Source organism: Mucilaginibacter ximonensis, from assembly GCF_042686265.1.
Classification (GTDB): Bacteria; Bacteroidota; Bacteroidia; order Sphingobacteriales; family Sphingobacteriaceae; genus Mucilaginibacter; species Mucilaginibacter ximonensis.
On the sequence record NZ_JBHUPD010000002.1, the window covers coordinates 378,673 to 401,318 of the forward strand.

The 22,646-nt window shown below is 45.7% G+C and carries 16 protein-coding genes; 10 read left to right on the forward strand and 6 right to left on the reverse strand.

The features are described 5' to 3' along the window. Nucleotides 1-53: 53 nt before the first annotated feature. Nucleotides 54-938, reverse strand: coding sequence for an isocitrate lyase/PEP mutase family protein (locus ACFS5N_RS09195; RefSeq protein ID WP_377184529.1), 885 nt, complete (start codon nt 936-938; stop codon nt 54-56). Nucleotides 939-1,115: 177 nt separating this feature from the next. Here ACFS5N_RS09195 and ACFS5N_RS09200 point away from each other — a divergent pair, with 177 nt between their 5' ends. From ACFS5N_RS09200 to ACFS5N_RS09210, 3 genes are read left to right on the forward strand one after another with little or no spacing between them, the layout of a single operon-like run. Continuing rightward, nucleotides 1,116-1,613: a CinA family protein gene (locus tag ACFS5N_RS09200; protein ID WP_377184531.1), complete on the forward strand. Its 498-nt coding sequence runs from the start codon at nt 1,116-1,118 to the stop codon at nt 1,611-1,613. Nucleotides 1,614-1,625: 12 nt separating this feature from the next. Then, nucleotides 1,626-2,234, forward strand: a complete 609-nt coding sequence (locus tag ACFS5N_RS09205; protein ID WP_377184533.1) for a hypothetical protein — start codon at nt 1,626-1,628, stop codon at nt 2,232-2,234. Nucleotides 2,235-2,243: 9 nt separating this feature from the next. Then, the gene (locus ACFS5N_RS09210; RefSeq protein ID WP_377184535.1) at nt 2,244-4,448 is read left to right on the forward strand and encodes a hypothetical protein; all 2,205 of its coding nucleotides are present in this window, start codon (nt 2,244-2,246) and stop codon (nt 4,446-4,448) included. Nucleotides 4,449-4,451: 3 nt separating this feature from the next. Here ACFS5N_RS09210 and map read toward each other — a convergent pair whose 3' ends face one another. From map to ACFS5N_RS09225, 3 genes are all read right to left on the reverse strand, one after another. Continuing rightward, nucleotides 4,452-5,216 carry a type I methionyl aminopeptidase gene (gene map, locus ACFS5N_RS09215; RefSeq protein WP_377184537.1) on the reverse strand — a complete coding sequence of 255 codons (765 nt, stop codon included), beginning with the start codon at nt 5,214-5,216 and terminating at the stop codon, nt 4,452-4,454. 84 nt (nt 5,217-5,300) lie between these two features. Beyond that, on the reverse strand, nt 5,301-5,912 hold the full coding sequence (locus tag ACFS5N_RS09220) for a trimeric intracellular cation channel family protein (RefSeq protein ID WP_377184539.1): 612 nt from the start codon (nt 5,910-5,912) through the stop codon (nt 5,301-5,303). 62 nt (nt 5,913-5,974) lie between these two features. Next, entirely contained in the window at nt 5,975-6,955 is a 981-nt protein-coding gene (locus ACFS5N_RS09225) for a GlxA family transcriptional regulator (protein ID WP_377184541.1), read from the reverse strand. A 123-nt stretch (nt 6,956-7,078) separates the two neighbouring features. On the opposite strand from ACFS5N_RS09225, the gene ACFS5N_RS09230 reads away from it, so the two are divergent. Further along, on the forward strand, nt 7,079-7,747 hold the full coding sequence (locus ACFS5N_RS09230; RefSeq protein WP_377184543.1) for a DinB family protein: 669 nt from the start codon (nt 7,079-7,081) through the stop codon (nt 7,745-7,747). Between the two features lies 1 nt (nt 7,748). On the opposite strand, the gene ACFS5N_RS09235 is transcribed toward ACFS5N_RS09230, so the two are convergent. Further along, a complete protein-coding gene (locus tag ACFS5N_RS09235; RefSeq protein WP_377184545.1) occupies nt 7,749-8,066 on the reverse strand; it encodes a hypothetical protein in 318 nt (105 codons plus the stop codon). Between the two features lie 609 nt (nt 8,067-8,675). On the opposite strand from ACFS5N_RS09235, the gene ACFS5N_RS09240 reads away from it, so the two are divergent. From ACFS5N_RS09240 to ACFS5N_RS09265, 6 genes are all read left to right on the forward strand, one after another. Continuing rightward, nucleotides 8,676-14,399: a DUF5977 domain-containing protein gene (locus ACFS5N_RS09240; RefSeq protein WP_377184547.1), complete on the forward strand. Its 5,724-nt coding sequence runs from the start codon at nt 8,676-8,678 to the stop codon at nt 14,397-14,399. Nucleotides 14,400-14,404: 5 nt separating this feature from the next. Next, a complete protein-coding gene (locus ACFS5N_RS09245) occupies nt 14,405-18,112 on the forward strand; it encodes a DUF6443 domain-containing protein (protein WP_377184549.1) in 3,708 nt (1,235 codons plus the stop codon). A gap of 1 nt (nt 18,113) precedes the next feature. Then, nucleotides 18,114-18,563, forward strand: a complete 450-nt coding sequence (locus ACFS5N_RS09250; protein WP_377184551.1) for a hypothetical protein — start codon at nt 18,114-18,116, stop codon at nt 18,561-18,563. Nucleotides 18,564-18,743: 180 nt separating this feature from the next. Then, nucleotides 18,744-20,672 (forward strand): RHS repeat-associated core domain-containing protein, encoded by a 1,929-nt coding sequence (locus ACFS5N_RS09255; RefSeq protein WP_377184553.1) that lies wholly within the window; start codon nt 18,744-18,746, stop codon nt 20,670-20,672. A gap of 11 nt (nt 20,673-20,683) precedes the next feature. Next, complete coding sequence (locus ACFS5N_RS09260; protein WP_377184555.1) at nt 20,684-21,130, forward strand: hypothetical protein; 447 nt, start codon at nt 20,684-20,686, stop codon at nt 21,128-21,130. A gap of 253 nt (nt 21,131-21,383) precedes the next feature. Continuing rightward, on the forward strand, nt 21,384-21,662 hold the full coding sequence (locus tag ACFS5N_RS09265; protein ID WP_377184557.1) for a hypothetical protein: 279 nt from the start codon (nt 21,384-21,386) through the stop codon (nt 21,660-21,662). 106 nt (nt 21,663-21,768) lie between these two features. Here the strand turns inward: ACFS5N_RS09265 and ACFS5N_RS09270 are convergent, their stop codons facing one another. Continuing rightward, complete coding sequence (locus tag ACFS5N_RS09270) at nt 21,769-22,605, reverse strand: NAD-dependent epimerase/dehydratase family protein (protein ID WP_377184559.1); 837 nt, start codon at nt 22,603-22,605, stop codon at nt 21,769-21,771. Between the last annotated feature and the right edge of the window lie 41 nt (nt 22,606-22,646).

A 22,646-nucleotide genomic window follows, 5' to 3' on the forward strand; every position in this document is an offset into this window, starting at 1 on the left:
CAAAAATAAAAGATCATCTATCCGGTAAATTTCAGAAAAACCAAACCTGACCGTTATAAATCTTTCCCCTCAAATTTTTCTTCAATACTTTGCCAATACGGTAAATCAACCACCTTCATAAATTCATCCATGTTAACAGATGCGCTACTTATAGGCTTACCCACTTTTAAGTGCTCCAACGCCCGTTGTATATGATGAACCACCTGAAAAATAACCGTTGTTGGATACAAAATCATAGAATAGCCCATCTCTTTCAGATCTTTGGGCGATATCCAGGGCGTTTTGCCTCCATTCTCCAAAATACTTGTAGCCAGGGGCACGCCCTTAAGCGCTTTGCCAATTTTTTCAACCTGCTCAATGGTTTTAGGACCTTCCAGGTATATGCCGTCAGCCCCCGCATCCAGATAAGCCTTAGCGCGGTCAATAGCATTTTCCAAGCCTTCCGGGTCAATGGCATCGGTACGGGCTAGTATAAACAGTTCGTTTTGACCGCGGGCCGCAATAGCAGCTTTGATCTTTTGCACCATAACCTCGGGCTCGATAACTTTTTTGTCATCCATATGGCCGCACTTTTTGGGCGGTTGCTGATCTTCCATAAATATGGCCGAAGCGCCCAATTTGAGATATTCCTGAATAGTTCGGGTTACATTTTTTACATCTCCATAGCCATCATCAATATCCACCAAAACCGGTAGCGGCGAAGCCTGAATGATCCAGTCGGCCGATATCTTTTTCTCACCAAACTTTTCCAGGTCGACATCCGGAATAGCATGTGTTGCACCCGATAGTGCATAGCCGCCAATCTGGTAGGCGTCAAATCCGGCCAGCTCAATCAGCCGCGCGGTTAAGGCGTCATGTGCTACCGGTAGTTGTACCGGTTTATCGGCATCAGCTAACATAGCTTTCCAGCTTTTGCGTTGGGTGATTGTATGTTTCATGGTTAACCTATTTAATAAACACCTTTGTTATAATTAAATTTTGCCGCCAGATGTTTTAACAAACCGAAAAACCGCGATTTGACGCAAAACGCTGCGATAAATACCTAAACGTACGATAAAGAAGCGTTTAAGCCTGTTATTACAAAACCACAAGTTGTGTTATCTGTTTATAAAGTCATGGAGCGAAAAATTGAGTTGTGTAGCAAGCTTATGGCCGACAAAGGCATGACGATAGCGTTTGCAGAAAGCGCAACCGCAGGCTGGCTATGCTCTGAATTTGCCTTGACCGAACAGTCGGGGAAGGTTTTGAAAGGCGGCATTACCTGTTACGATGCTTCGTTGAAAGAAAGCTTGCTTGGGGTACCGCACGAGACGATTGAACGTTTTACGCCCGAATCGCAGGAGGTAACTGATGAGCTGGCCCGGCGGCTGCCTCAACTAATACCAGCCGATATTCACGTAGCGGTAACCGGTTTAACCACTCCCGGCGGCAGCGAAACACCCGATAAGCCGGTGGGCACTATGTTTATTTCGGCAATGGTCAATAGCACACTGCACAGGGAACGCAAAGTTTTTTCGGGCGATTGCGAGCGTATCATAGCCAAAACTATAAGAGCTGCAGCCGATTTGATCATCACAGCTCTTGAACCATTTCCAAACAAAGAGCCTGTTTAAATAATGTTAAATATGAAGCGTCCTGAAGATATCATAGCAACCCAGCAAACCGGCAGAGCAACCGATTTTATGGAGAGTCGCGATTACTCAACTATTAAAGAAGCTCACGAAAACTTCAAAAAAGCCGCTCGCAGGCTGTTACTGGTTAACGAGTGGCATCAATATGCCGGCGTTGGCTCGGCAGTTTTTTCACTGACCAACAATGAGGGCATTGAGGCCGATGGCTTTGCACAGGAGGGCGCTTTATTTAGCATCAACCTGCCCGCACCGGGCTCAGATGCCGGGGATGGTTTGGAGTGGGTAATGATTGAGCGCATGGAGGCTTTTGAAGATGAACACGCAATTGAAGAATATGTAGCCATGCTGGTAAGACCTATTCCAGACCCGCGAAAAGCAGATGCCGAAATAGCTCATTTTTATAAAGATGTTTCTACCAATACCTTAATAGTTAAACGTAAGGGCAAAACCGTTTCCGCTGCGGTGCACGGACGCAATGAAACGCCAAATAATTCAAATGTCGGCTTACACGATAAGGTCAGGAATACCGTTGTCGCACTAAGCGCTAGAATTGGCCTGGCGGGCCCGCAATGGAAAAAATTAGTAAAAGGTTTTTTAGAATAAGGAGGACAAATGTATAGTGTATCGTCCTGGACCAAAGCCGCCGCCGCAACTTTTGGCGACCCGGTACTTCCTGAATTATTTAAAGCTCAGGTACAGCAATTTAATTTTATCGGCCGATTAGCCGCCGACTCGCTGTGGATTGAGGTTACCTGGGCCAAACACGGCGCCATTGCCTTTAGAGCAGCCTATGCCCCAGGAGGCGGCCTGCAAATGGACGGTTGCCATGATGAGGATGGCAAATTCATCATAAGGCTACGCTCGGTTATCGGCGAGTTTGAAGTTACGGTAGCGGTTATTGAGGGCTCTTTACCCATACTCCATTACACCACCACCCTGGCCCCTTCTGCAGATATGACTGTTCCATTTTGGCCACGTGACATTTTAATCCCCGGAAAAAAAGCCGATCCTGAAAACACGGAAGGCGAGGTTTTCGTGAAGCAGCTCGGGACGCGTTCAGGTCACTTATACTTCAAGATCAATAAGCCCGAACCGCTGGCCGTTTTTTACCTGCAAAACTTAACAGCCCTGGGCGATTATTGCCAGCTAACACAAACCTCGGCAGGCGATACCGTGGGTGGCGAATGGCCCGAGCTGGGCTTCTCGCTGCCCCCCGCTATTAATAACCCTTTGCCGGCAGGTAAAGCCACCATAATAAACGACGCTTATGTAGCTATAAGTACCGATATTGCCAAAACGGAGGCCGGGCTAACGCAGCAACTATTTAATATGCTGGCAGAGCTTTATCTGCAATTGCCTAAACCTGGCACCTCCTACCGCAACTGGCCCGAAATATTGGACAAGGGCTTAAATGACTTGCTGAACAGCCCGGGATGCTGGTCGCAAGTGGGCAAAGACCATTACTTTAATGCTTATTTCTGCGATTTTAAAACACCGCCTGAAATTATGGTTCAGCTGGCCGTTTTATTGCCCTTAATAGATTATAAAGAGTGGAATGGCCAGGAACTGGATGTAATTAACACTATTAAAGCTGGCTTACCCGCCTTTTACAATGAAAAATTAAAAACAGTTATGCGCTGGCACCCGAAGGTTGCCGACCAATTGGAAGAAGAAGAAGAGCAAAAGAAACCCATGATCATGGATTCATGGTATTTGCATCACCCCCTATTAAACTTATCGCGATTAGCATTAAAAGGCGACGAGGAGGCAAAGCAACTATTTCTGGATTCGCTTGATTTCTCTATTAAGGTAGCGCATCAGTTCAATTATAACTGGCCGGTTTTTTACAAAATGGATACGCTTGAGATTGTTAAAGCAGAAACAGCTGAAGGTGCCGGCGGCGAACACGATGTTCCCGGATTATATGCTCATGTAATGTTGCAGGCCTATGAACTTACAGGCGAGAAACGCTATCTGGCAGAAGCAGAAAAATCGGCGAAAAAATTAAGCGGCCTGGGCTTTAACCTGATGTATCAGGCTAATAATACGGCATTTTCTGCAGGAGCCCTGCTAAGGCTTTTTAAAGTCACCGGTAACAACGAATATCTCGACCTTAGCTATCTATGCCTGGCTAATATCTTTAAAAATGTACGCTTATGGGATATTAACTATGGTTATATGAAAGCAGTACCCGGATTTTTTGCGCTGTACCCGCTTAATGATGCGCCTTATACCGCCGTTTATGAGGAACAGGAGGTGTTCTGCGCCCTTCATGATTATCTGCGACATGCCGAAGGGCTGGATATTTTGCCATCGGTGAGATTGCTGGTTGCTGAATATATTAAATACCTGGTTGAGCGCGCTGCTTACTACTACCCGCCAATGCTGCAAAAGGAGATGCTGCAGGAAAAGCCAAAAATAGGCGAAGTTGCACCTGACCTGTACATAGCGCTGGAAGACTTGCAGGATGGCTGGCAGAAATCAGGCCAGGTTGGTCAGGAAGTTTATGGTGCGGGTAACGCTTTTGGCATATTGCCCCGACATTACATGCAAGTAGCCGGCGAAGAATTTATGATATTTTGCGACTACCCGGTAAATGGTTTTACAGCCACCAAGAAAAAGCCTGTTACCTTTCAGTTAGCCGGCGATGGCAGAACGGAGGGCCGGGTAATCATAGTTAAAACCGGGCGTAAAAAACTACCTCAGTTTAAAGTTAATACCGGCCGTTCAACCGATCTGTTAAAAGGCAAGCCGATTACCGGCGGCCACGTTGAATATGTACTTGCTGGCAATCAGAAAATTAAAATTGACTGGTAATAGTTAATCCCAGATACCGTTCTGCGCGGTAAATATCACCGGTTCGCCGCCAGTTACCATGATGGTATGCTCATGCTGAGCCACAAAGCCGCCCCTATTACCGGTTAGGGTCCAGCCGTCGGCTTCGGTATCTGCAATGGTTGATCTGGTTGAGATAAAAGTCTCAATAGCTACAACCGAGTTCTTTTTAAAACGCTGGGTATTATAGCGGTCGCAATAGTTGGCAATTTCGTGCGGTTCTTCGTGCAGGCTTCGGCCAACCCCATGGCCAGTAAGGTTTTTAATTACGGTATAACCCGCTTTTTTGGCTTCGCTCTCTATTAACCGGCCAATCTCTGAAATGCGCACTCCGCCTTTAATATTACCAATGGCTTTTTTAAGGATTTCTTTAGATGCCTCAACCAATTTACCATGGCCGTGAATATCTTCGCCCAAAACAAACGAGCCGCCGTTGTCTGCCCAAAACCCGTTTAATTCGGCCGAAACATCAATATTTACCAGATCGCCTTCTTTTAAAATTTTATCAGCCGCTGGAATGCCATGTGCAGCTTCTTCGTTAACGCTGATGCAGGTATATCCCGGAAAATTATAGGTTAGTTTGGGTGCAGATTTTGCGCCCAGTTCAGTTAACAATTGGCCACCATATTCGTCAAGCTCTTTGGTTGAGATACCGGGCCTGGCATACTCACGCATTTTTTTTAGCGTGATAGCCACCGCATTACTGGCCAACAGCATACCTATTCTTTCGTTTTCTGTGGATATTGACATGGCTGTATTTTTTAACGATGCAAAATTAATGATTAATGTGTTGCATAAGGTTAGGTCAATGTCAGATTATACTCTTACAAACACTCACAAACTTGGCAAATGCCATTTTCGTAAATAAGAAATAATCCTGAACGAACTCACTACTGAGGCTGCTATAACCTGGGCGGCCTCGGGACCCAATGCGCCCGTAGTCAGGAAATAAACCGTGCCACCGGCAATACAAGTAGTAGCGTACAATTCCTTTACATGAAATAACGCGGGTATGTGGTTGAGCAAAATATCACGAACTACGCCACCAAAACAACCGGTTATAGTTCCTAAGGCTACGCATACCCCCGGGCTCAACCCGTAGGCTATACCTTTTTGAATGCCAATAACGGTAAACAGCCCTAAACCTAATGCGTCAAATACCATCAATGTGCGCTGAAAATTGCCGATGCGTTTACGCAGTAGTAATGTTATAACAACCGTTATCAGAATTATCGACAAAGTATGCGTATCCTTTAACCAGGCTACGGGTGTGGCGCCAATCAACATATCGCGCACGGTACCCCCGCCAACTGACGTAACAAAAGCAATCACCAATACACCAAACATATCGAGCTTCTTTGCAAGTGCAGCAAACACGCCCGACATAGCAAAAGCTATTATCCCGAGTGTTTCAATAACCGATGTAAACGTTGCAATAGAGGTCATCACAATTGATGAAGCGAATTTAGTCAAGAAATGTTAAAAAGCACCGGCTGCACTACCAGTATTTAAGCCGCAGCGTCTTTATTATACCGGTTACGATAATCTAAAGGCGACATGCCTGTAATTCGACGAAAAACCTCGCGGAAAGCTTTCATATCGGCATAACCAACGTCATACATCACTTCATTAACGTTTTTCCTGGTGGTTTCAAAAGCCTTTTTCGCGGCCTCTATCCTTACCCGCTGCGCATATTCGACAGGAGTATTGCCTGTTGCCTTAATAAACCTGCGGTCAAAATTGCGCCTGCCAATGGCGAAGCTGGCAGCGAGACGTTCGACTGATAATTTGTCTGTAAGTGCATTTTCCAGATACTCCTGTGCTTTTTTTACCAGCTCGTCGTTATGGCTACGCTGCCCCTTAAATATAATAAACTCCGACTGGCTGTCCCTGTCCAGCTCGATCTGGAATACTTTAGAGCAAAAAATGGCGGTCTCGCGGTCATAGTACTTTTCAATAAGATATAATACCAGGTTCAGGAATGAATAGCCACCTCCGTTGGTATAAATTCCCTGTTCGTCGGTAATCAGTTTATCCGTTTGTACATTAACTTTTGGGTATAGCTGCTTTAACTGTTCGGCTGTGGACCAATGTGTCGAGCAAATTTTACCGTCAAGCAAACCCGCGGCTGCCAGCAGGTAGGCCCCGGTACAAATACTGGCTAACTCGGCGCCGTTGCGGTATTGCCGGCCTATCCATTCAATGATTTCACCATTAAGATTGGTAGTATGCAGATAATTATGGCTCAGCGACGGGACAATTACCAGGTCGGTATTCTGGATGTTATCAATATGTGTATGCGGACGCGCCGTGAAAAGCCCTCCGTGAAAGCTCACTTCGTCAGATACACCGGCCAGTTCAATTTTAAAAATTTCCGCTTTACCGGCAGCATTACGGCAAGCGTTTGCCCGGCTAAATATCTTATACGTGCCCACTATGCTGCTCAAATTGTTTTCGCCCTCGGGCACCAGGATGGTGAGGTGTTTCATGACATGGCTTTTGGTAAAGATAAAACTTTATACGTGTCCAAATCAACCCGCAAGAATGTCTAAATTACCCACCACTACCGTTTTTATTTGGCCAATATCTTTGTAGCTGTGAAACCAATCAGCATGAAAAAAACAATATGGATGCTATTTGCCTTTCTGAGTTTCAATGCTTATCAAAGTAATGCTCAGCAAGTCAATACAATCGCGATAAAAGAAAAAGCAATGCCAGCTACAACACAACCCATTCAGCTTACAATTAAAGAAAGAGAATATGCCATCAACTTTCTAAAAGAGACCGAAACCGGTGTATTTAACGCCGTGAAGGGTTTGAGCAATGATCAGTTAAATTTCAAACCGGCACCCGATAGATGGAGCATACTTGAATGTGTTAAACACATCGCGGCGGCCGAAAACGAGCTTTGGGCAATGGCGCAGCCAACATTAAAACAGCCTACAAACCCCGAAAAAAGAGCTGATATTAAAATAACCGACAAGGCCCTGGTTGAAGCCGTTGAGGATCGGTCGCATAAAACAAAAACATTTTCAGCCATTGAACCGGCCAACTCTCCATACAAAACTTTGGACGAGGCCCTTGCCGGATTTAAGGAGAACCGGGAGAAGCTAATCGCCTTTGTTAAAAACACCAAAGAAGATCTGCGTAACCATGTAGTTGTACTACCGGTAGGTACCTACGACACTTATCAATACATCTTGCTTATTGCAGGTCACAGTAATCGGCATACACAGCAAATTGCAGAGGTGAAGGCCGACCCGCATTTTCCTAAAAAATAGTTTAAACACGCGTCAAACCTAACCGGTCATTATCCAGGAAATGCACCACCAATCGCTCCCACTCGCGCTCTAATGACACATTAGGTCTGGATTGTCTTGCCCGGCTATACCAGTAATCAGCATTCCAGATATCGCCCTCTTTGCGGTGCAGATAAGCATGCACCCAGGCCGATGACTGATCTGTCAAATGATCAACTTGGTTATGCGCTTTATGCCAATCGCCTTTGCCGTCAAACCAGAGGCTTTTTAATTGGTCAGATAGTCCGCTAACCGGTTCATCCAAATTTAGTGTCTGTTTAAATTCTGCTAAAGTTTTCATCGGTATTATCAAAGTCTGCAGTGTAGGTGCATTTTGCAAATTTAGCTAAACTACAAAACCCAAACGATACGCCCGGGCATCTGGCTAACAGCGCCCACTGCTCGGGTAAAATATTCGTCAAATACAAAGTCCCCCGGGGATTTCCGGAAGCGGCTTTGAGTTATATTTAGCCTTACCTATTCTAAATCGCCCCTAAATCAATCGTAAGAAATAACATTTCACATTATGGTTTGATTTTTTAAAGTTGTTAGTTAACTTTATATGTCACATTTAACCAACCTTATCATGAAAAAACCCATATGGCGCTCCTGGCTGTGTTTTCAATTATTCGTTTTCTTATATTTTATCGATGCAATTCGAAGTTGTTTTAATCTGGAAAGCTCAGCCTGCTCTGTTATTTAAGAGTCTTAGCGTTATCGCTTTCAGACATGACGTGTCAGTCATCGTCTCTGTCGATACATCAGGTAATAGTATCTGAATAAATTGCTATCAAGAGCAGAAGAACAACCGCTTAAATCCCGAGCAATAAAAATAGCTCAAGCACAAAAATCGATCGGTACAATAGCAGTGCCTGCTTAACCGATATTTGTTATTGCTAAACCTTATCGAATGAATAATCCTCTGAATAAGACCGCCCTGGTTTTTGTAATCCTATTTTTACAGCATGTTGTGTGCTTTGCACAATTAGGTCAATTTGTCAACGGAAGTTCGACCTATTCACCACCCTCAGCAAATGCAACGGCATTATTGCAGTATGCAAACGTTCCGGTTGATGAACATACAGGTATTGCATCTGTCGCGCTCCCTATTGATCAATTAGCGGGAAGACAAATTAGTGTGCCCATTACTTTAAGCTACCACGGCTCAGGTATCAAAGTACAAGATATTGCCAGTAATGTTGGGTTAGGATTTGTACTAAACGCCGGGGGAGTAATTACGCGGATTATGCGCGGTCTTCCTGACGAAGCTTCGCAAGGCTACCAATATAATGGTAAAAGGATCTATTCGAGCAGCATTGACTCGGCCTATTTAAACGCCGTTATTAACAATAAGGTAGATGGCGAGCCTGATATATTTTATTTTAATTTTATGGGACATGCCGGCAAACTCGTAGTCGACACATTGGGCCACGCTCAATATTTGCCAGATCAGGGTATCAGAGTAGTTAAGCACCCCATACATAATAGCGCAGACTCCACGCAGAATGCCTGGATATTAAAGGACTTTACCGGAACGACCTATGTTTTCGGAGCTGATACCTCATCAAGAGAGCTGACAATCACCAACATTAAAGGGCAACCCTTTAGTAAAGCCATTACTTATATATCCACCTGGTATCTTACCAGGGTCATATCGCCGGATGGTAAAGAAACCGTTAACTTCAAGTATACGTCCGGGCCAAATCAGGTCGATACTTTGTATCGGAATATTGTTACCTATAAAATTCATCACGACTGTATAGACAGGCGAACCGGCATTTTTTCAAGCCACGTACGGCATACAGACAATGTCTCGGCTGAAGATATTGAAAGTACCGATGTAAGTACAATTGTTGAAGTCTTGAGCGCCAAGTTTCTAAGTTCTATCGAGAATGACATGGGCTCCGTTACATTCTCATATATCCCCAGGGAGGATTTGCTGGGCGGGCAGGCCCTCAATCAGATAAAAATTTATAATATATATGATAGCGCTACCCCGCTTAAAACGTATACTTTTAATGAAAGCTATTTCTTAAGCCCAAGCCCGGCTAATCCGGCTGACCCTGATTCAAAAAGGCTTAGACTGGATTGTATAAACCTGCAGGGAAGAAGCGAAGAGGTGAAGCAAATCTATTTCTTTAGCTATAACCAACAGGCCATACTTCCCTCCAGAAGATCAAATGAGTTTGATCATTGGGGTTATTATACTACGTTAAATCAAAGAGGTAGCTTCCCTCCGGTTAACCTTACCACCGTAAATGGCAATTATGATGATGGTTTTGATGAGAGAAGGTCTGATTCGGTAAGAATGCAAGCCGATATGCTAACGCGCATCAGAAATTTAAATGGAGGCTATACCAATTTCGTTTACGAAATAAATAAATATCAGTACGATGGCAAAACAAGCGTCGGCGGCGGGCTTCGCATACGTTATGTTATAGAAAACGATAGCCTGGGGCAGGTAGTACCGATCACTAAACAATATTTGTATCTGCTGGACGATGGTACACCCAGTGGTATGATATACAATACCAAGCCCTACTACATACAAGGCATAACTAATTATCAGGCTGGCACCGTTGTAAAGCCTATACCGAGTTTGCTAAGTTATGAGCTCAATAATTTAAAAAAACCGATATCAATCATATCAAATGCAGTAAGTGTGGCTTTAACCATTGCCGGGATTACAAACCCTGTTGGTTTAGCTATTGATATAGGTATAAGTTTGCTGGCCCCGGCCGTGGGCGATGCTATTGCCTTCCTTTTTCATCGCACCGTAAAGTATCACTATGATAGCCCGCCCTTTGCTTATTCGTCGGCTCCATTAAACAACATGTTTGATATCAACGGCGCGAGTGTCACCTATAGTCAGGTTGAGGTAGTCAATGGCGATGGCGGCAAGACGGTAAATTATTATACCAGCCAGCAAGAGTATCCCGATAGCACAAGTAGTGTTATTTTAAACTGTCTGGCTCAGCCTGTTAAAGCTACTTACGGTAATTCAGGTTCATATCCACCAGCTACATCCTTTGATTTTGAAAGAGGCCTGTTAAAAAGAAGCCTGTTGTTTGACAGCAATAACAATTTAGTAAGTTCAACTGCTAATACTTACCAGATAAGTAACAGGGTAAGTTCAGTGACCGGACAAAGGCCATCTGTAAACGGTTACGCAACTTTGGCAGACGGATCGTTGCAGGTTATTACCTATAACGTCGGGATCTATAATGAAAACGCAGAAAATATTCAGCTCACCCAAACAAATACACAACTGTTTGACCAGACCAACAACGGTAATGCTATAACCAATTCAACTAATTATAGCTGGGAGCCTAACTATCCAACATTAATGCGGTCGCAAAGTACCTTACGGAGCGACGGTAATCTGTTGACCAATTATATAACTTATCCAATGGATTATGCCGCAGGGACTACATTTTTAGATGACATGACACATCATTATATGTTAGCCGCGCCCGTTGAACAGGTTAACACTTTGGAGAGAAAAACAGGTAGGGCTGATTTGTTAGGAACCTATGTTACCGGCGGTGTAGTAAACAGATTCAAAACGGGTGGTTTAGGTTTGCCGGATACTACTTTTACGGTAAATGCAGCAAATCCTATTCCCCTGAATAAATTTAAGTTCTCTAATCAGTTAAAAGGCATTATCAACGGCACCAATCAGCCCTACCATATTGACAGTAGTTATACCGCAAAAGCCTTTTACCAGGTTTATAATAATAAAAGCGACTTGATCCAATCGCAAAACTATGGCGAGCCTTCTTCAAGCATTATTTGGGGCTATAATCAGGACGTGCCGATTGCTAAAGTTACCAATGCTACAATTGACAAAGTTGCTTACACCAGTTTTGAAACTAACGACCAGCAATACTGGTCATTCACATCGTCCGGACGAGACTCGTCCGGCCTTGCTAAAACCGGGAAGGTGCGCTATCAGCTCAGTGCAGGTGATTTGTCTACACATAGCATTATACCGGCCGGAACCTACGTTATTTCTTTATGGACGCAGGGGACGAAGCCAACGATTTCAGGCACATCGACAGATGTAGCAATTGTGAACGGCGAAAGCGACGGTAATGGCTGGAATTTTTATATGGACAGGATCACCCTGGCTAGCAGCGCTACCGTAAGCTTGTCGGGCAGCGGGTTGATTGACGAGGTAAGACTATACCCACAGGGTGCACACATGAGTACTACCACGGTAACGCCACAAGTTGGCGTGTCTTCCACAAACTCGCCCGACGACAAGGTTAATACCTACGAATATGACCATCTGCTACGTATTATTACCGAACGCGACGACCAATTTAATATTCTAAAAAAATACACCTATTCAAATGTAGCGGCGCTGGCCTGCGGGCAGCCCCAGGATGTTTGGGTGGGCATTGACCCCGTATGTTATTCAGACCAAACCGGCATTGTTCCGGACACTACAAATTACTCGGCAATTGCGGCAAACAGCTACGGTAATCTTATCTGCAACTTAAACAGAAAATCAGTGGAAGCCGGATATATGGCGAAAGTAAACTTTACCGTTACTTTTTCTGACAATACCGACTATACCACTTCTACCATGATTAAACCTGGCGATTTGTCATCGTCATTAGGATTGCCGCTGATAGGCAAAACGTCGCAGTCGGTTAAAAGTGTCGCTATTGATACGGTAATTAATTTATCTGATGATTACGCGGCGGCTTATCAAAAATTCACCAATCGCAAACGGGTACGCGATAATTATACCGAAGCCAATACAACAACCGGCGGAATAGGCCCTTATATACCGCCGGTAGTAAGCACCACTGGCTGCCCAACGCTTTTTACCAATAAAGCCCAAACCGGCTTTGCTAAAAATGATTGCACAACCGGTAGCGGGTCAATTGTTGATTATACAGTAGCGGCAGGTTTGTACACGGCATCGTCTCAGGCCAAAGCTGACTCGATGGCCCGGGCTGCCGGCCAGGCTTATGCCAACCTGAATGGCAACTGCAGCTATGTGGATACCTCTTTTGTGGGCATTGACCCAACATGTATAACCGGCACCGCTGATCCCGGCTCGCCCAATGTGTCCGACTATAGTGCAAGCATTAACTACATACCTCAGTTTTATGCGCTCACCGCAACGCTCGTGCGCACAGGCAGCGCGGCAACACACGATGCTACAGTAACATATACGTTGAGCTTTACAGACGGCACAACAGCCACCTATACCACGCCTTTTTATAAAGGTCAAAGCTCAATGGTTATATCGCCCCCTTTGGGCGGATATGGGCCCAACAATGTGCGGAATATCAGCATAAGCAGTGTCGTCTATAGCGCATTAAACAGGCTGGCATTTGCAAACCGTAAGCGGCTGCTTAATGGCGTCGCTGACGGCTATACCGAAGCCAACACGGCAGGCAACTATTACCTGGCGCCATTGCCAGATCCCAGCGCCTGCAACACCTGGTATTACAACACCGCGCAAACCGGTTTTATCAAAAATGATTGCCCTAACGGCCCGGGCTCTGCGGTTAGTTATACCGTGCCGGCACATACCGACAGCTCGACCGTTTCGCAGGATTATGCCAACTCGCTTGCCCGGATACGCGGGCAGGCTTATGCCAATGCGAATGGAACCTGTTATGTTAATGAGCCAATGGTAACTACCGTAGCGGGGAATGGAAGCTCGGGTTATGTAGATGGCAACGCTGGGCAAGCGGAGTTTTACGATTTATTTTATATTACAGTGGATCAAAATGGCAATCTATATGTACCAGACGGATTGGAATTTTCTAATTATATCCGAAAAGTAACTCCTGATGGTATAGTTTCTACTTTTGCTGGCAGTCCGGAGTCTGGCGATGTTGATGGACAAGGAAAAGCTGCCCGGTTTGATGATGTTGTAGGTTTGAAAGCCGATATAGCGGGCAATATCTTCGTATCAGATTTTGGTAATTCCAAAATAAAGAAGATAACCCCGACAGGCAATGTGACCACTTTGGCTGGTAGTAGTGCTGGCTATGCAGACGGCCAAGGATCAGCCGCTAAATTTAATGGCGTCTATGGTATTGGGCTGGACAATTCAGGGAATATATACGCAGCCGATAACGGCAACTATAGGGTACGGAAGATCACACCCGGTGGCTTAGTTTCAACAATTGCTGGCAGTGGTATCCGAGGACAAATCAATGGTCCGGTGGATTCCGCAGAGTTTTTAAATGTAAATGCTGTCGCTATCAATTCAGCAGGTACCATTTATGTGGCAGACAATTATTGTATTCGTAAAATTGACGCCGGTACTGTTTCAACATTAGCTGGTGGTTTAGTCGACGGGTATCAAGATGGCGTTGGCTCAGGAGCTAAATTTTCATTTATTACAGACATGGTTTTGAGTGCTGACGGTAATCTGTATGTTGCAGAAGAAGACTTTCCTGTTGGAGAGAGTTCTATAAGAAAGGTCACACCAAATGGGGTCGTGACTACTGTTGCCAGATTTATTTGGGGTTATAAGGATGGTGTTTTGTCACACGCCTTGTTCGGTCAAGCCATGGGTATTGCCATCGATGCCGCCAGTACCCTATATATTGCGGATTATGGAAACTACGTCATCCGCAAAATAACCTTCCCTAAACAATAACAGCCATGAAAAAACTGAAAAGACTTTCAATTTGCATGGCGCTGTTACTGGGTAATAGTTATGCAGGTTTAGCGCAAACCAGGGGCACCAATTATTTGCGCACGCGTATACCGCAAATACCGGTTAAAGACACCTCAAAGCTCGATACCATACCCATACAGCGGCAAGCGGTAAATATTCAATATAGCGACGGGTTGGGCCGTGCCATGCAGAATATCCAGGTACAGGGTTCGCCCGGTTTAAAGGATATAATTGTACCCATTACCTACGACAATATGGGCCGACCGGTAAAAAGCTATTTACCTTATGCCGACCAAAGTACCAACAGCTCAAATCAGGGTACTTTCAGGAGCGGAGCGACAACTTCGGCAATTAATTTTTATAGTCCGGCGGCACCCGGTGCGCCTAAAATACCTACCGATACCCAGCCTTTTGCACAAAGTGTTTATGAAACCTCGCCACTGGGCCGGGTTATTGAACAGGGGGAGGTGGGCGCCGTTTCTCAACCCGGTACGGGACACAGCGTGAGGGCGAGTTACCAGGTTAATACCGATAACGATGGTATTTATAGTTATACGATAGATAGTGCCGGTGTTTTTCAAGACACCTTTAACACCGGTACCCTAACCAAAACTATTGTTACTGACGAGAACGGACACAGGCTGGCCGTGTGGAAAGACCGCCAGGGCCGCACGGTAACCCGCACGCAACTGGATGCGCCAACCGCTTACTACAGTACCGATTATTATTATAATGATCTGGGTCAGTTGGGTTACATATTTACCCCGATATCCAAGCGCGAGGATAATTTTACCAGCGCGGTGTACCGGTTCAATTACGACTCACTGGGCCGGGTAATCCAAAAAAAGGACCCTGAAAAAGGCTGGGTGTATACCGTCTACAACCGCAGCGACCAACCCGTACTGTCGCAAGACTCAAATATGCGCGTCAAAAACCAATGGGTATATATGAAATATGATGCCGAGGGCCGCATGGTGCAAACGGGCATTTATACCAATGACACCATTACCACCCGCAAGGCCCTGCAGGCTTATTGCGACAATAGCTTCCCTACGCTTTGGGAAACCTGGCAACCGGGCACCGGCTATACCAATAATGCATTCCCTACTTCATCGACCACGCCGTACACACAGTTTTACTACGACGATTATTCGTTTCCTGAAGCGGTTAGTAAGCCTTTTCAAACAAATACCTATGGCACCAGCCCCACACTGCGAACGATGGGGATGCTTACCGGCAGCACGGTTTATGTGCTGGGCAGCAGTAACCAATGGCTAACCACGGTAAACTATTACGACAAGCAGAACCGCCTCATTCAGCAAATTGGCGACAACCACCTGGGCCATGTGGACGTGGTAAATAACCAATACAACTTTGTGGGCCAGCTAACAGGCAGCCAGCGTATCATCACGCCATTGCAGGATACTGTAGTAGACGTGAAGGACCGTTACGTGTACGATCACCTCAATCGCCTGATGGATACCTACGAAAGTTTCCGCGGCGCGGCCGAGGTGGATATATCGCATAATGTGTATAATGAGATCAGTCAGAAAGTTACCGAGGGCTTGCATGCCCGGGGCATTGTTCCGGTAGGTGCACTACCTGCAACGGCAGCGGTGATCACCGAGAACAGCACCGTAACCGGCACCAAACAGGATATAGCTACCGATAGCGTATTACTGAAACCCGGATTTAGTTATACGGCCAGTGGCACCGACACCTACTTGGCGGCTATCGGTAATATATTTGCGCAGTCGCAGGAGTTCAGGTATAACATCAAAGGCTGGGTCACCAATATCAACAACGGCACGCTCACCAACGACGGCATCACCCAAACCGACCCTAATGCGCTGTTCGGCGAGTCGATCACCTATTATGAAACCTCGCCGCTATCGGGCGCTACGCCTCAGTATAACGGCAATATCTCGGGCATGACCTGGCGCAACAAGATTGAGGCCTCGGGTAAACCGGGTGTCACTACCGGCGGACAGGGTTATACCATTGATTACGACAATGTAAACCGGCTCACCGAAGCTGACTACTATACCCAAAGCGGCAGCAGCTTTAGCCCAAGCGGCATCAATGCGTTTAAGGAACAAGTAACCGGCTACGACGAGATGGGCAACATCAACCGCCTCGACCGCAGCGATAAAGGCGGCTTTGCGCTCAATAGCCTGTTTTATACGTACGGCACCTACGGTAATCAGCTAACCAGCATTTATGATAATGTGCTGCACCCGGTAATGGGGACATTCAGCTATGATGGCAATGGCAATATGCTCACCGATACCTATAACGGTATTACCCTGCATTATAACTACCTGGATTTGGTGGATACCGTTTACAAAGGCAGCAGCAAACTGGTGTTTACCTATGATGCCGCGGGCAATAAGCTTTATAAACAACTGATAGTAGGCGGCACAGTAACCAGCCAAAGGCATTACATTGAAGATGCTGAGGTAACGGCCACCACCTCCCTTGCTACAGACGGCAAGATAGAAAGTGTAGCGATGGACGAGGGCCGGGTAGTAAACACAGGCGCACAAGGCTATAAATACGAATATAACCTGCAGGATCATCTTTTCAATAACCGGGTAAACTTCAGGGTGGAGCATAACGGCACGGTTAACCTGAGCCAGGTGCAGAACTATTATCCGTTTGGTGAGACCATGGGCGATACGACCATAAACTATGCCATCTCGCCGGTTGATTTATACCAGTATAGTGGCAAGGAGCTGCAGTCTGAGCTCGACCTGAACACCTATGACTTTGGGGCCAGGCAGTATTATCCAAAGTTTGCAAGGTGGATGTCGATGGACCCGTTGGCGGTGAGTTTTGAAGATGAAACGCCTTATGGGTATGTGGAGAATAACCCGATGAATTTAATTGACCCTGACGGGATGCAGCCGAACGGGGGTTCGCTAAATCCATCAAAATGGAGCGGCCCTACCGGAAGCTTTAGCAGCGGTAAAGCTGGTTCAAGTGGTGGCGGTGCGTTCGGTTTTGGAGCAGCCGCAGCAAATGGTGTTTATCAGGGTATTAACGCGTTTCACACTTTTTCTGGCGGAGCTACAGTTTCTGATCAAAAACTAAATGCCGGTTTTGCAAAAGCACAGGGAAATTTTATCAGACAAGCAACCGTTTCTCAATGGCAGCCCAATGTTTATGATAGATGGAAAAGTGTACCTGTTGTAGGTAGCATTACTTATGGTATATTTGATGATGCCTGGGTGGCTACAAGATCGATATTCTGGCCGGGCAGTGAGATAAGGCACCTAAATGGTGTGTCTGCTACGCCAAGAGAAATGCAAATGTCTTTTGCGATGACAGCTGCAGGTTTTATACCGATAGGCAAAAGTGGTTATGCGCTTAAGGAAGCTGCTGAAAGTTTTGCAGAATATGGGGCTGTTGAAACAAGTGAGAAGGTTGCTTCACAAGAAGCGGCAGTACATGGTAATTCTTTGAAAAGTTTGCGACCAACATGGGGATACAAATTATATTCCGCAGATGGTGCTTTTTTAAAGAATGGCATTACTTCTAAAATACTTCCGGAAGGCAGATACACGAAAGCATTCTTGATAGATAAAAAAATGATTCCGATTAAGCAATTTCCAAATCGGCTTCAAGCATGGTTATGGGAGTTTGAACAAAATAAAATTTTACGAGGAACACTAAATAAAAATATGCACTAAGATGGAAGTTAATGATAGCATTTTCCGTTGTTTTATGAAAATTGGGTTTGATCCAAATTTAATTGAAGAAGACTTTGCTGATTTAGATAAAACGTTTAGTCCTTACATATGGGGCGCAAATAAAGTTGACGCGAAACTAAAAAAGCTTAAATATGTGGATTATGGTGACGATTTGAGGTTGATATTGCTTCAATTTTACGTAAAACCAACGTTAATTGAATTAAATAGCATAAAAGACATAGAGTCGTACCGTAAAAATGAAAAGTCAATCGGTATTCCAATTATAGTAGACAATGAAAATTTTTTCAGTAAATCAGAAGAGGTTCGTTGCATCTTTTTAAAGCAATCCATTTTGCAGAAGTTAGATTTACTTGAAAATGTCGTAAAGAAAAAAAAACTCGATACAAATATCGAGCAACTCAAAATAGATTTGCAAAATATCTTGAATTAGAATAAGATATCGAGGAAAAGATGACCCATACTATATCTCAAGCACCACGCTTGTGATTTGCAGCCAGCCGCGTTAGTGATTGCAACGGATACCGGCCTATGCGCGTAAGGCCTGAAGGCGTATGAGTGGAAAGCACGGCCCGCTGGTCGGCGGGAACGCCCGTATAACATCAAAGGTTGGGTGACCAATATCAACAACGGCACACTCACCAACGACGGCATCACGCAAACCGACCCTAATGCCTTGTTTGGCGAATCGATCACCTATTATGAGACCTCGCCGCTGTCGGGCGCTACGCCTCAGTACAACGGCAATATCTCGGGCATGACCTGGCGCAACAAGATTGAGGCCTCGGGTAAACCGGGTGTTACTACCGGCGGGCAGGGTTATACTATCGACTACGACAATGTAAACCGGCTCACCGAAGCTGACTACTATACCCAAAGCGGCAGCAGCTTTAGCCCAAACGCCAGCAACGCGTTTAAGGAACAAGTGACCGGCTACGACGAGATGGGCAACATCAACCGCCTCGACCGCAGCGATAAAAACGGCTTTGCGCTCAATAGCCTGTTTTATACGTACGGCACCTATGGTAATCAGCTAACCAGCATTTATGATAATGTGCTGCACCCGGTAATGGGGACATTCAGCTATGACGGTAATGGCAATATGACGGCCGATACCTATAACGGTATTACCCTGCATTATAACTACCTGGATTTGGTGGATACCGTTTATAAAGGCAGCAGCAAACTGGTGTTTACCTATGATGCCGCGGGTAATAAGCTCTACAAACAACTGATAGTAGGCGGCACAGTAACCAGCCAAAGGCATTACATTGAAGATGCTGAGGTAACGGCCACCACCTCCCTTGCTACAGACGGCAAGATAGAAAGTGTAGCCATGGCAGAAGGTAGAATCGTAAATACAGGTGTCGGTGGTTATAAATACGAATATAACCTTCAGGATCACCTTTTCAATAACCGGGTAAACTTCAGGGTGGAGCATAACGGCACGGTTAACCTTAGCCAGGTGCAAAATTATTATCCGTTTGGTGAGACCATGGGCGATACGACCATAAACTATGCCATCTCGCCGGTTGATTTATACCAGTATAGTGGCAAGGAGCTGCAGTCTGAGCTCGACCTGAACACCTATGACTTTGGGGCCAGGCAGTATTATCCAAAGTTTGCAAGGTGGATGTCGATGGACCCGTTGGCGGTGAGTTTTGAAGATGAAACGCCTTATGGGTATGTGGAGAATAACCCGATGAATTTAATTGACCCTGACGGGATGCAGCCGAACGGGGGTTCGCTAAATCCATCAAAATGGAGCGGCCCTACCGGAAGCTTTAGCAGCGGTAGCACAGGCGCTGCTTATCCAACAGGTTGGGGTTTGGGCCTTTTATCAGGTTTCTTCCAAGGAAAAAAAGCTGCAAAGGCCTTCGACATCAGAAACACGGTGGTAGCCGTACAGGACTGGACCTCTATGCCCAAACCGCATATTGGCATACCGGCTCCGCAAAATTCCACAGTCACACAATGGCAGCCGGGGATAACCGATCGTTTCAGAAGCTCCAACCTGATTAATAGAACAATTTATGACGCGGCTGATGATGCCTATGTCACTACTAGATCGATCTTTTGGCCATTTGGCGAGGTAAGGCACATAAACGGGAACTTTGCAGCCCCAAGAGAAATACAACGCGCCTTTGTCGGTACAGCCACGAATATCGTAACTTTAGGTGATGCAACTGAACTTAAAGCTGTGGCGGAGAATGTTGCTGATCATGGTGTGGTGGAAACGCGAGGCTGGAAAGTTGGTGATCCTATTACCAACCTAACATCGCGGGGAAAGATTCCAGGTTGGAGTACTGTGAGACAACGTTTTTGGAAAAATGAGGCATTATTAAATACGGGTAGTTATTCTGAAGGAAATGTTGCGAGAATGCAAAAGGGCTTAGCACCTCAAAGATTTAATCCAGAGACAGGAATTCTGGAAAGTATGGAATTGCATCATTCTCCTATACCGCAAAGAAAAGGAGGATTATTTGAATTTATCAAGTTGTGGCCTGATGAACACCGAGCGATAGATATATTTAGACATTAAAATAATGAGCAATGGGATTTGAAGAATTATTTATGGCATCTAAAGGACAGCCAATTACTTATAACGGTAAGGAAATTAAAATGATAGATAAAATCAATTTGATTTTTGGTCAAGTAAAAATTAAAATATTTTTTTTAGCTACGGATAGCATATGGAAACAAGGTTTGATTTTAAAGACGAAAGGCCACTTCGAAGTAAATAATAAAACAGCCGAGAACAAAGTAGTGTTTTGGGAGGATACGGCGCCTGCTGAGTTTGAATTGAGCGTAAATTCAAAAGATAAAACGCTAATTATCTATAATGTATGGGAAACAGAAGATGGTATGCTTCATTACTGGCACAATGGTGGTGCCTTGCATGTAGAAGTTGAAGACGACATAAGAACCTATTATTGCAATGATGGTTATCCGGACGATGATTTTGACGATCTGATTTTTAAAATTGAAATAAAAAGTTAGTGAAACGTCTCAACTTAAGTAGCCTTTCTACCGCAAGCAGGCTCGCTTTGTTATTTCAGCTCGTCTGCGTTTAATAAGTTAACAAAGCCGGTACAATACTGGCTTTGTTAACTTATACCAATCGGCAAAAGGCATAAAAGTCATTTTTCTTATTTCATCTGTTTCACTCTCACGTGACACAAAACAACAGGCCAGCCGCGTTAGTGATTGCGACGGATACCGGCCAATGCGCCTAAGGCCTGCAGGCGTATGAGTGAAAAGCACGACCGCCGGTCGGCGGGAACGCCCGTATAACATCAAAGGCTGGGTCACCAATATCAACAATGGCACGCTCACCAACGACGGTATCACGCAAACCGACCCCAATGCGCTGTTTGGCGAATCGATCACGTATTATGAGACCTCGCCGCTGTCGGGCGCTACGCCGCAGTATAACGGCAATATCTCGGGCATGACCTGGCGCAACAAGATCGAGGCTTCGGGTAAACCGGGTGTTACTACCGACGGGCAGGGTTACGCTACTAACCAATGAAGGATTTCCGCTGGGAATACCCTTCGGAAATCCTGTTTGCATATGCTCATTCATGAAAAGGAACCGGCTGCGATTCTGGCATTTTAACTCCGTGTCATATTGCGACTTACAACAGGTCCATATCACGCGCCACGTAATAACTTGGCACCAGCGGCCGGAAACCGGTGCGGCTGCGTAGCTTGGAGCTATCCACCACCCCTTCGAAGGCATCGTTCAAGGGGCCGGGCTCCGTGTCAAAAGTTTCCGCCGCCTTTCCCACAGAATCGGCCAATTCATACAAACTGATGGGCGCATCGTCGGCGATATTGAAGATCTCGCCGTTCAACCCCTCCTGTTGCAGCAGGATCAGTAAGCCCTGCGCGACATCCAGGTGGTGGACCATATGCATCCTGTACCCTGGGTGTCGTTTCCACTGCTTGAGAACTGGCATGATCTCTTCGATGTGCGGGTCGCGGTCGCCGTAAACAAAGCCTAAACGTAAGATTCTTACGTCAGGGTGCAGTTGCAGCAATTCCTGTTCAGCGGCGATCTTACTGGCCGCATAGGCACCCGGGTCGTTGATATCGACATGATCGGTTTCTTTGGCGGGATGACCATAGCCGGCATGGTAAACGTTGCCGGTACTGGCAAAAACAAAGCGTTTTACACCGGCGTCCAGCGCAGCCTGGGCCAAAGCGACTGTACCAGAATGATTGGTTTTGATAATACCCTCGTTATCCGTAAAAGTGCGGAATAACGCTGCCAGGTGAATCACGGCATCCATGCCAGCTACTGCCGCGGGCAGTGTAGAAGGTTCATATAAATCGCCGACGACCACCCGGGTACCGGCTAGTGCTTTGGCTGCATCGCGTATTAAAATGGTGACATCATAGCCCTTGGCTAAAAGACGCGGCACCAGGCGGCTGCCGACTTTTCCTGTTGCGCCTGTTACTAGTATTTTCATAGCACAAAATTGCCCGAAACGGCTCGTGCGTACAATCGATA

Coding starts and splice junctions, on each gene's coding strand:
- ACFS5N_RS09195 (WP_377184529.1), bottom strand. CDS start 938: ATGAAACATACAATCACCCAACGCAAAAGCTGGAAAGCTATGTTAGCT.
- ACFS5N_RS09200 (WP_377184531.1), top strand. CDS start 1,116: ATGGAGCGAAAAATTGAGTTGTGTAGCAAGCTTATGGCCGACAAAGGC.
- ACFS5N_RS09205 (WP_377184533.1), top strand. CDS start 1,626: ATGAAGCGTCCTGAAGATATCATAGCAACCCAGCAAACCGGCAGAGCA.
- ACFS5N_RS09210 (WP_377184535.1), top strand. CDS start 2,244: ATGTATAGTGTATCGTCCTGGACCAAAGCCGCCGCCGCAACTTTTGGC.
- map (WP_377184537.1), bottom strand. CDS start 5,216: ATGTCAATATCCACAGAAAACGAAAGAATAGGTATGCTGTTGGCCAGT.
- ACFS5N_RS09220 (WP_377184539.1), bottom strand. CDS start 5,912: ATGACCTCTATTGCAACGTTTACATCGGTTATTGAAACACTCGGGATA.
- ACFS5N_RS09225 (WP_377184541.1), bottom strand. CDS start 6,955: ATGAAACACCTCACCATCCTGGTGCCCGAGGGCGAAAACAATTTGAGC.
- ACFS5N_RS09230 (WP_377184543.1), top strand. CDS start 7,079: ATGAAAAAAACAATATGGATGCTATTTGCCTTTCTGAGTTTCAATGCT.
- ACFS5N_RS09235 (WP_377184545.1), bottom strand. CDS start 8,066: ATGAAAACTTTAGCAGAATTTAAACAGACACTAAATTTGGATGAACCG.
- ACFS5N_RS09240 (WP_377184547.1), top strand. CDS start 8,676: ATGAATAATCCTCTGAATAAGACCGCCCTGGTTTTTGTAATCCTATTT.
- ACFS5N_RS09245 (WP_377184549.1), top strand. CDS start 14,405: ATGAAAAAACTGAAAAGACTTTCAATTTGCATGGCGCTGTTACTGGGT.
- ACFS5N_RS09250 (WP_377184551.1), top strand. CDS start 18,114: ATGGAAGTTAATGATAGCATTTTCCGTTGTTTTATGAAAATTGGGTTT.
- ACFS5N_RS09260 (WP_377184555.1), top strand. CDS start 20,684: ATGGGATTTGAAGAATTATTTATGGCATCTAAAGGACAGCCAATTACT.
- ACFS5N_RS09270 (WP_377184559.1), bottom strand. CDS start 22,605: ATGAAAATACTAGTAACAGGCGCAACAGGAAAAGTCGGCAGCCGCCTG.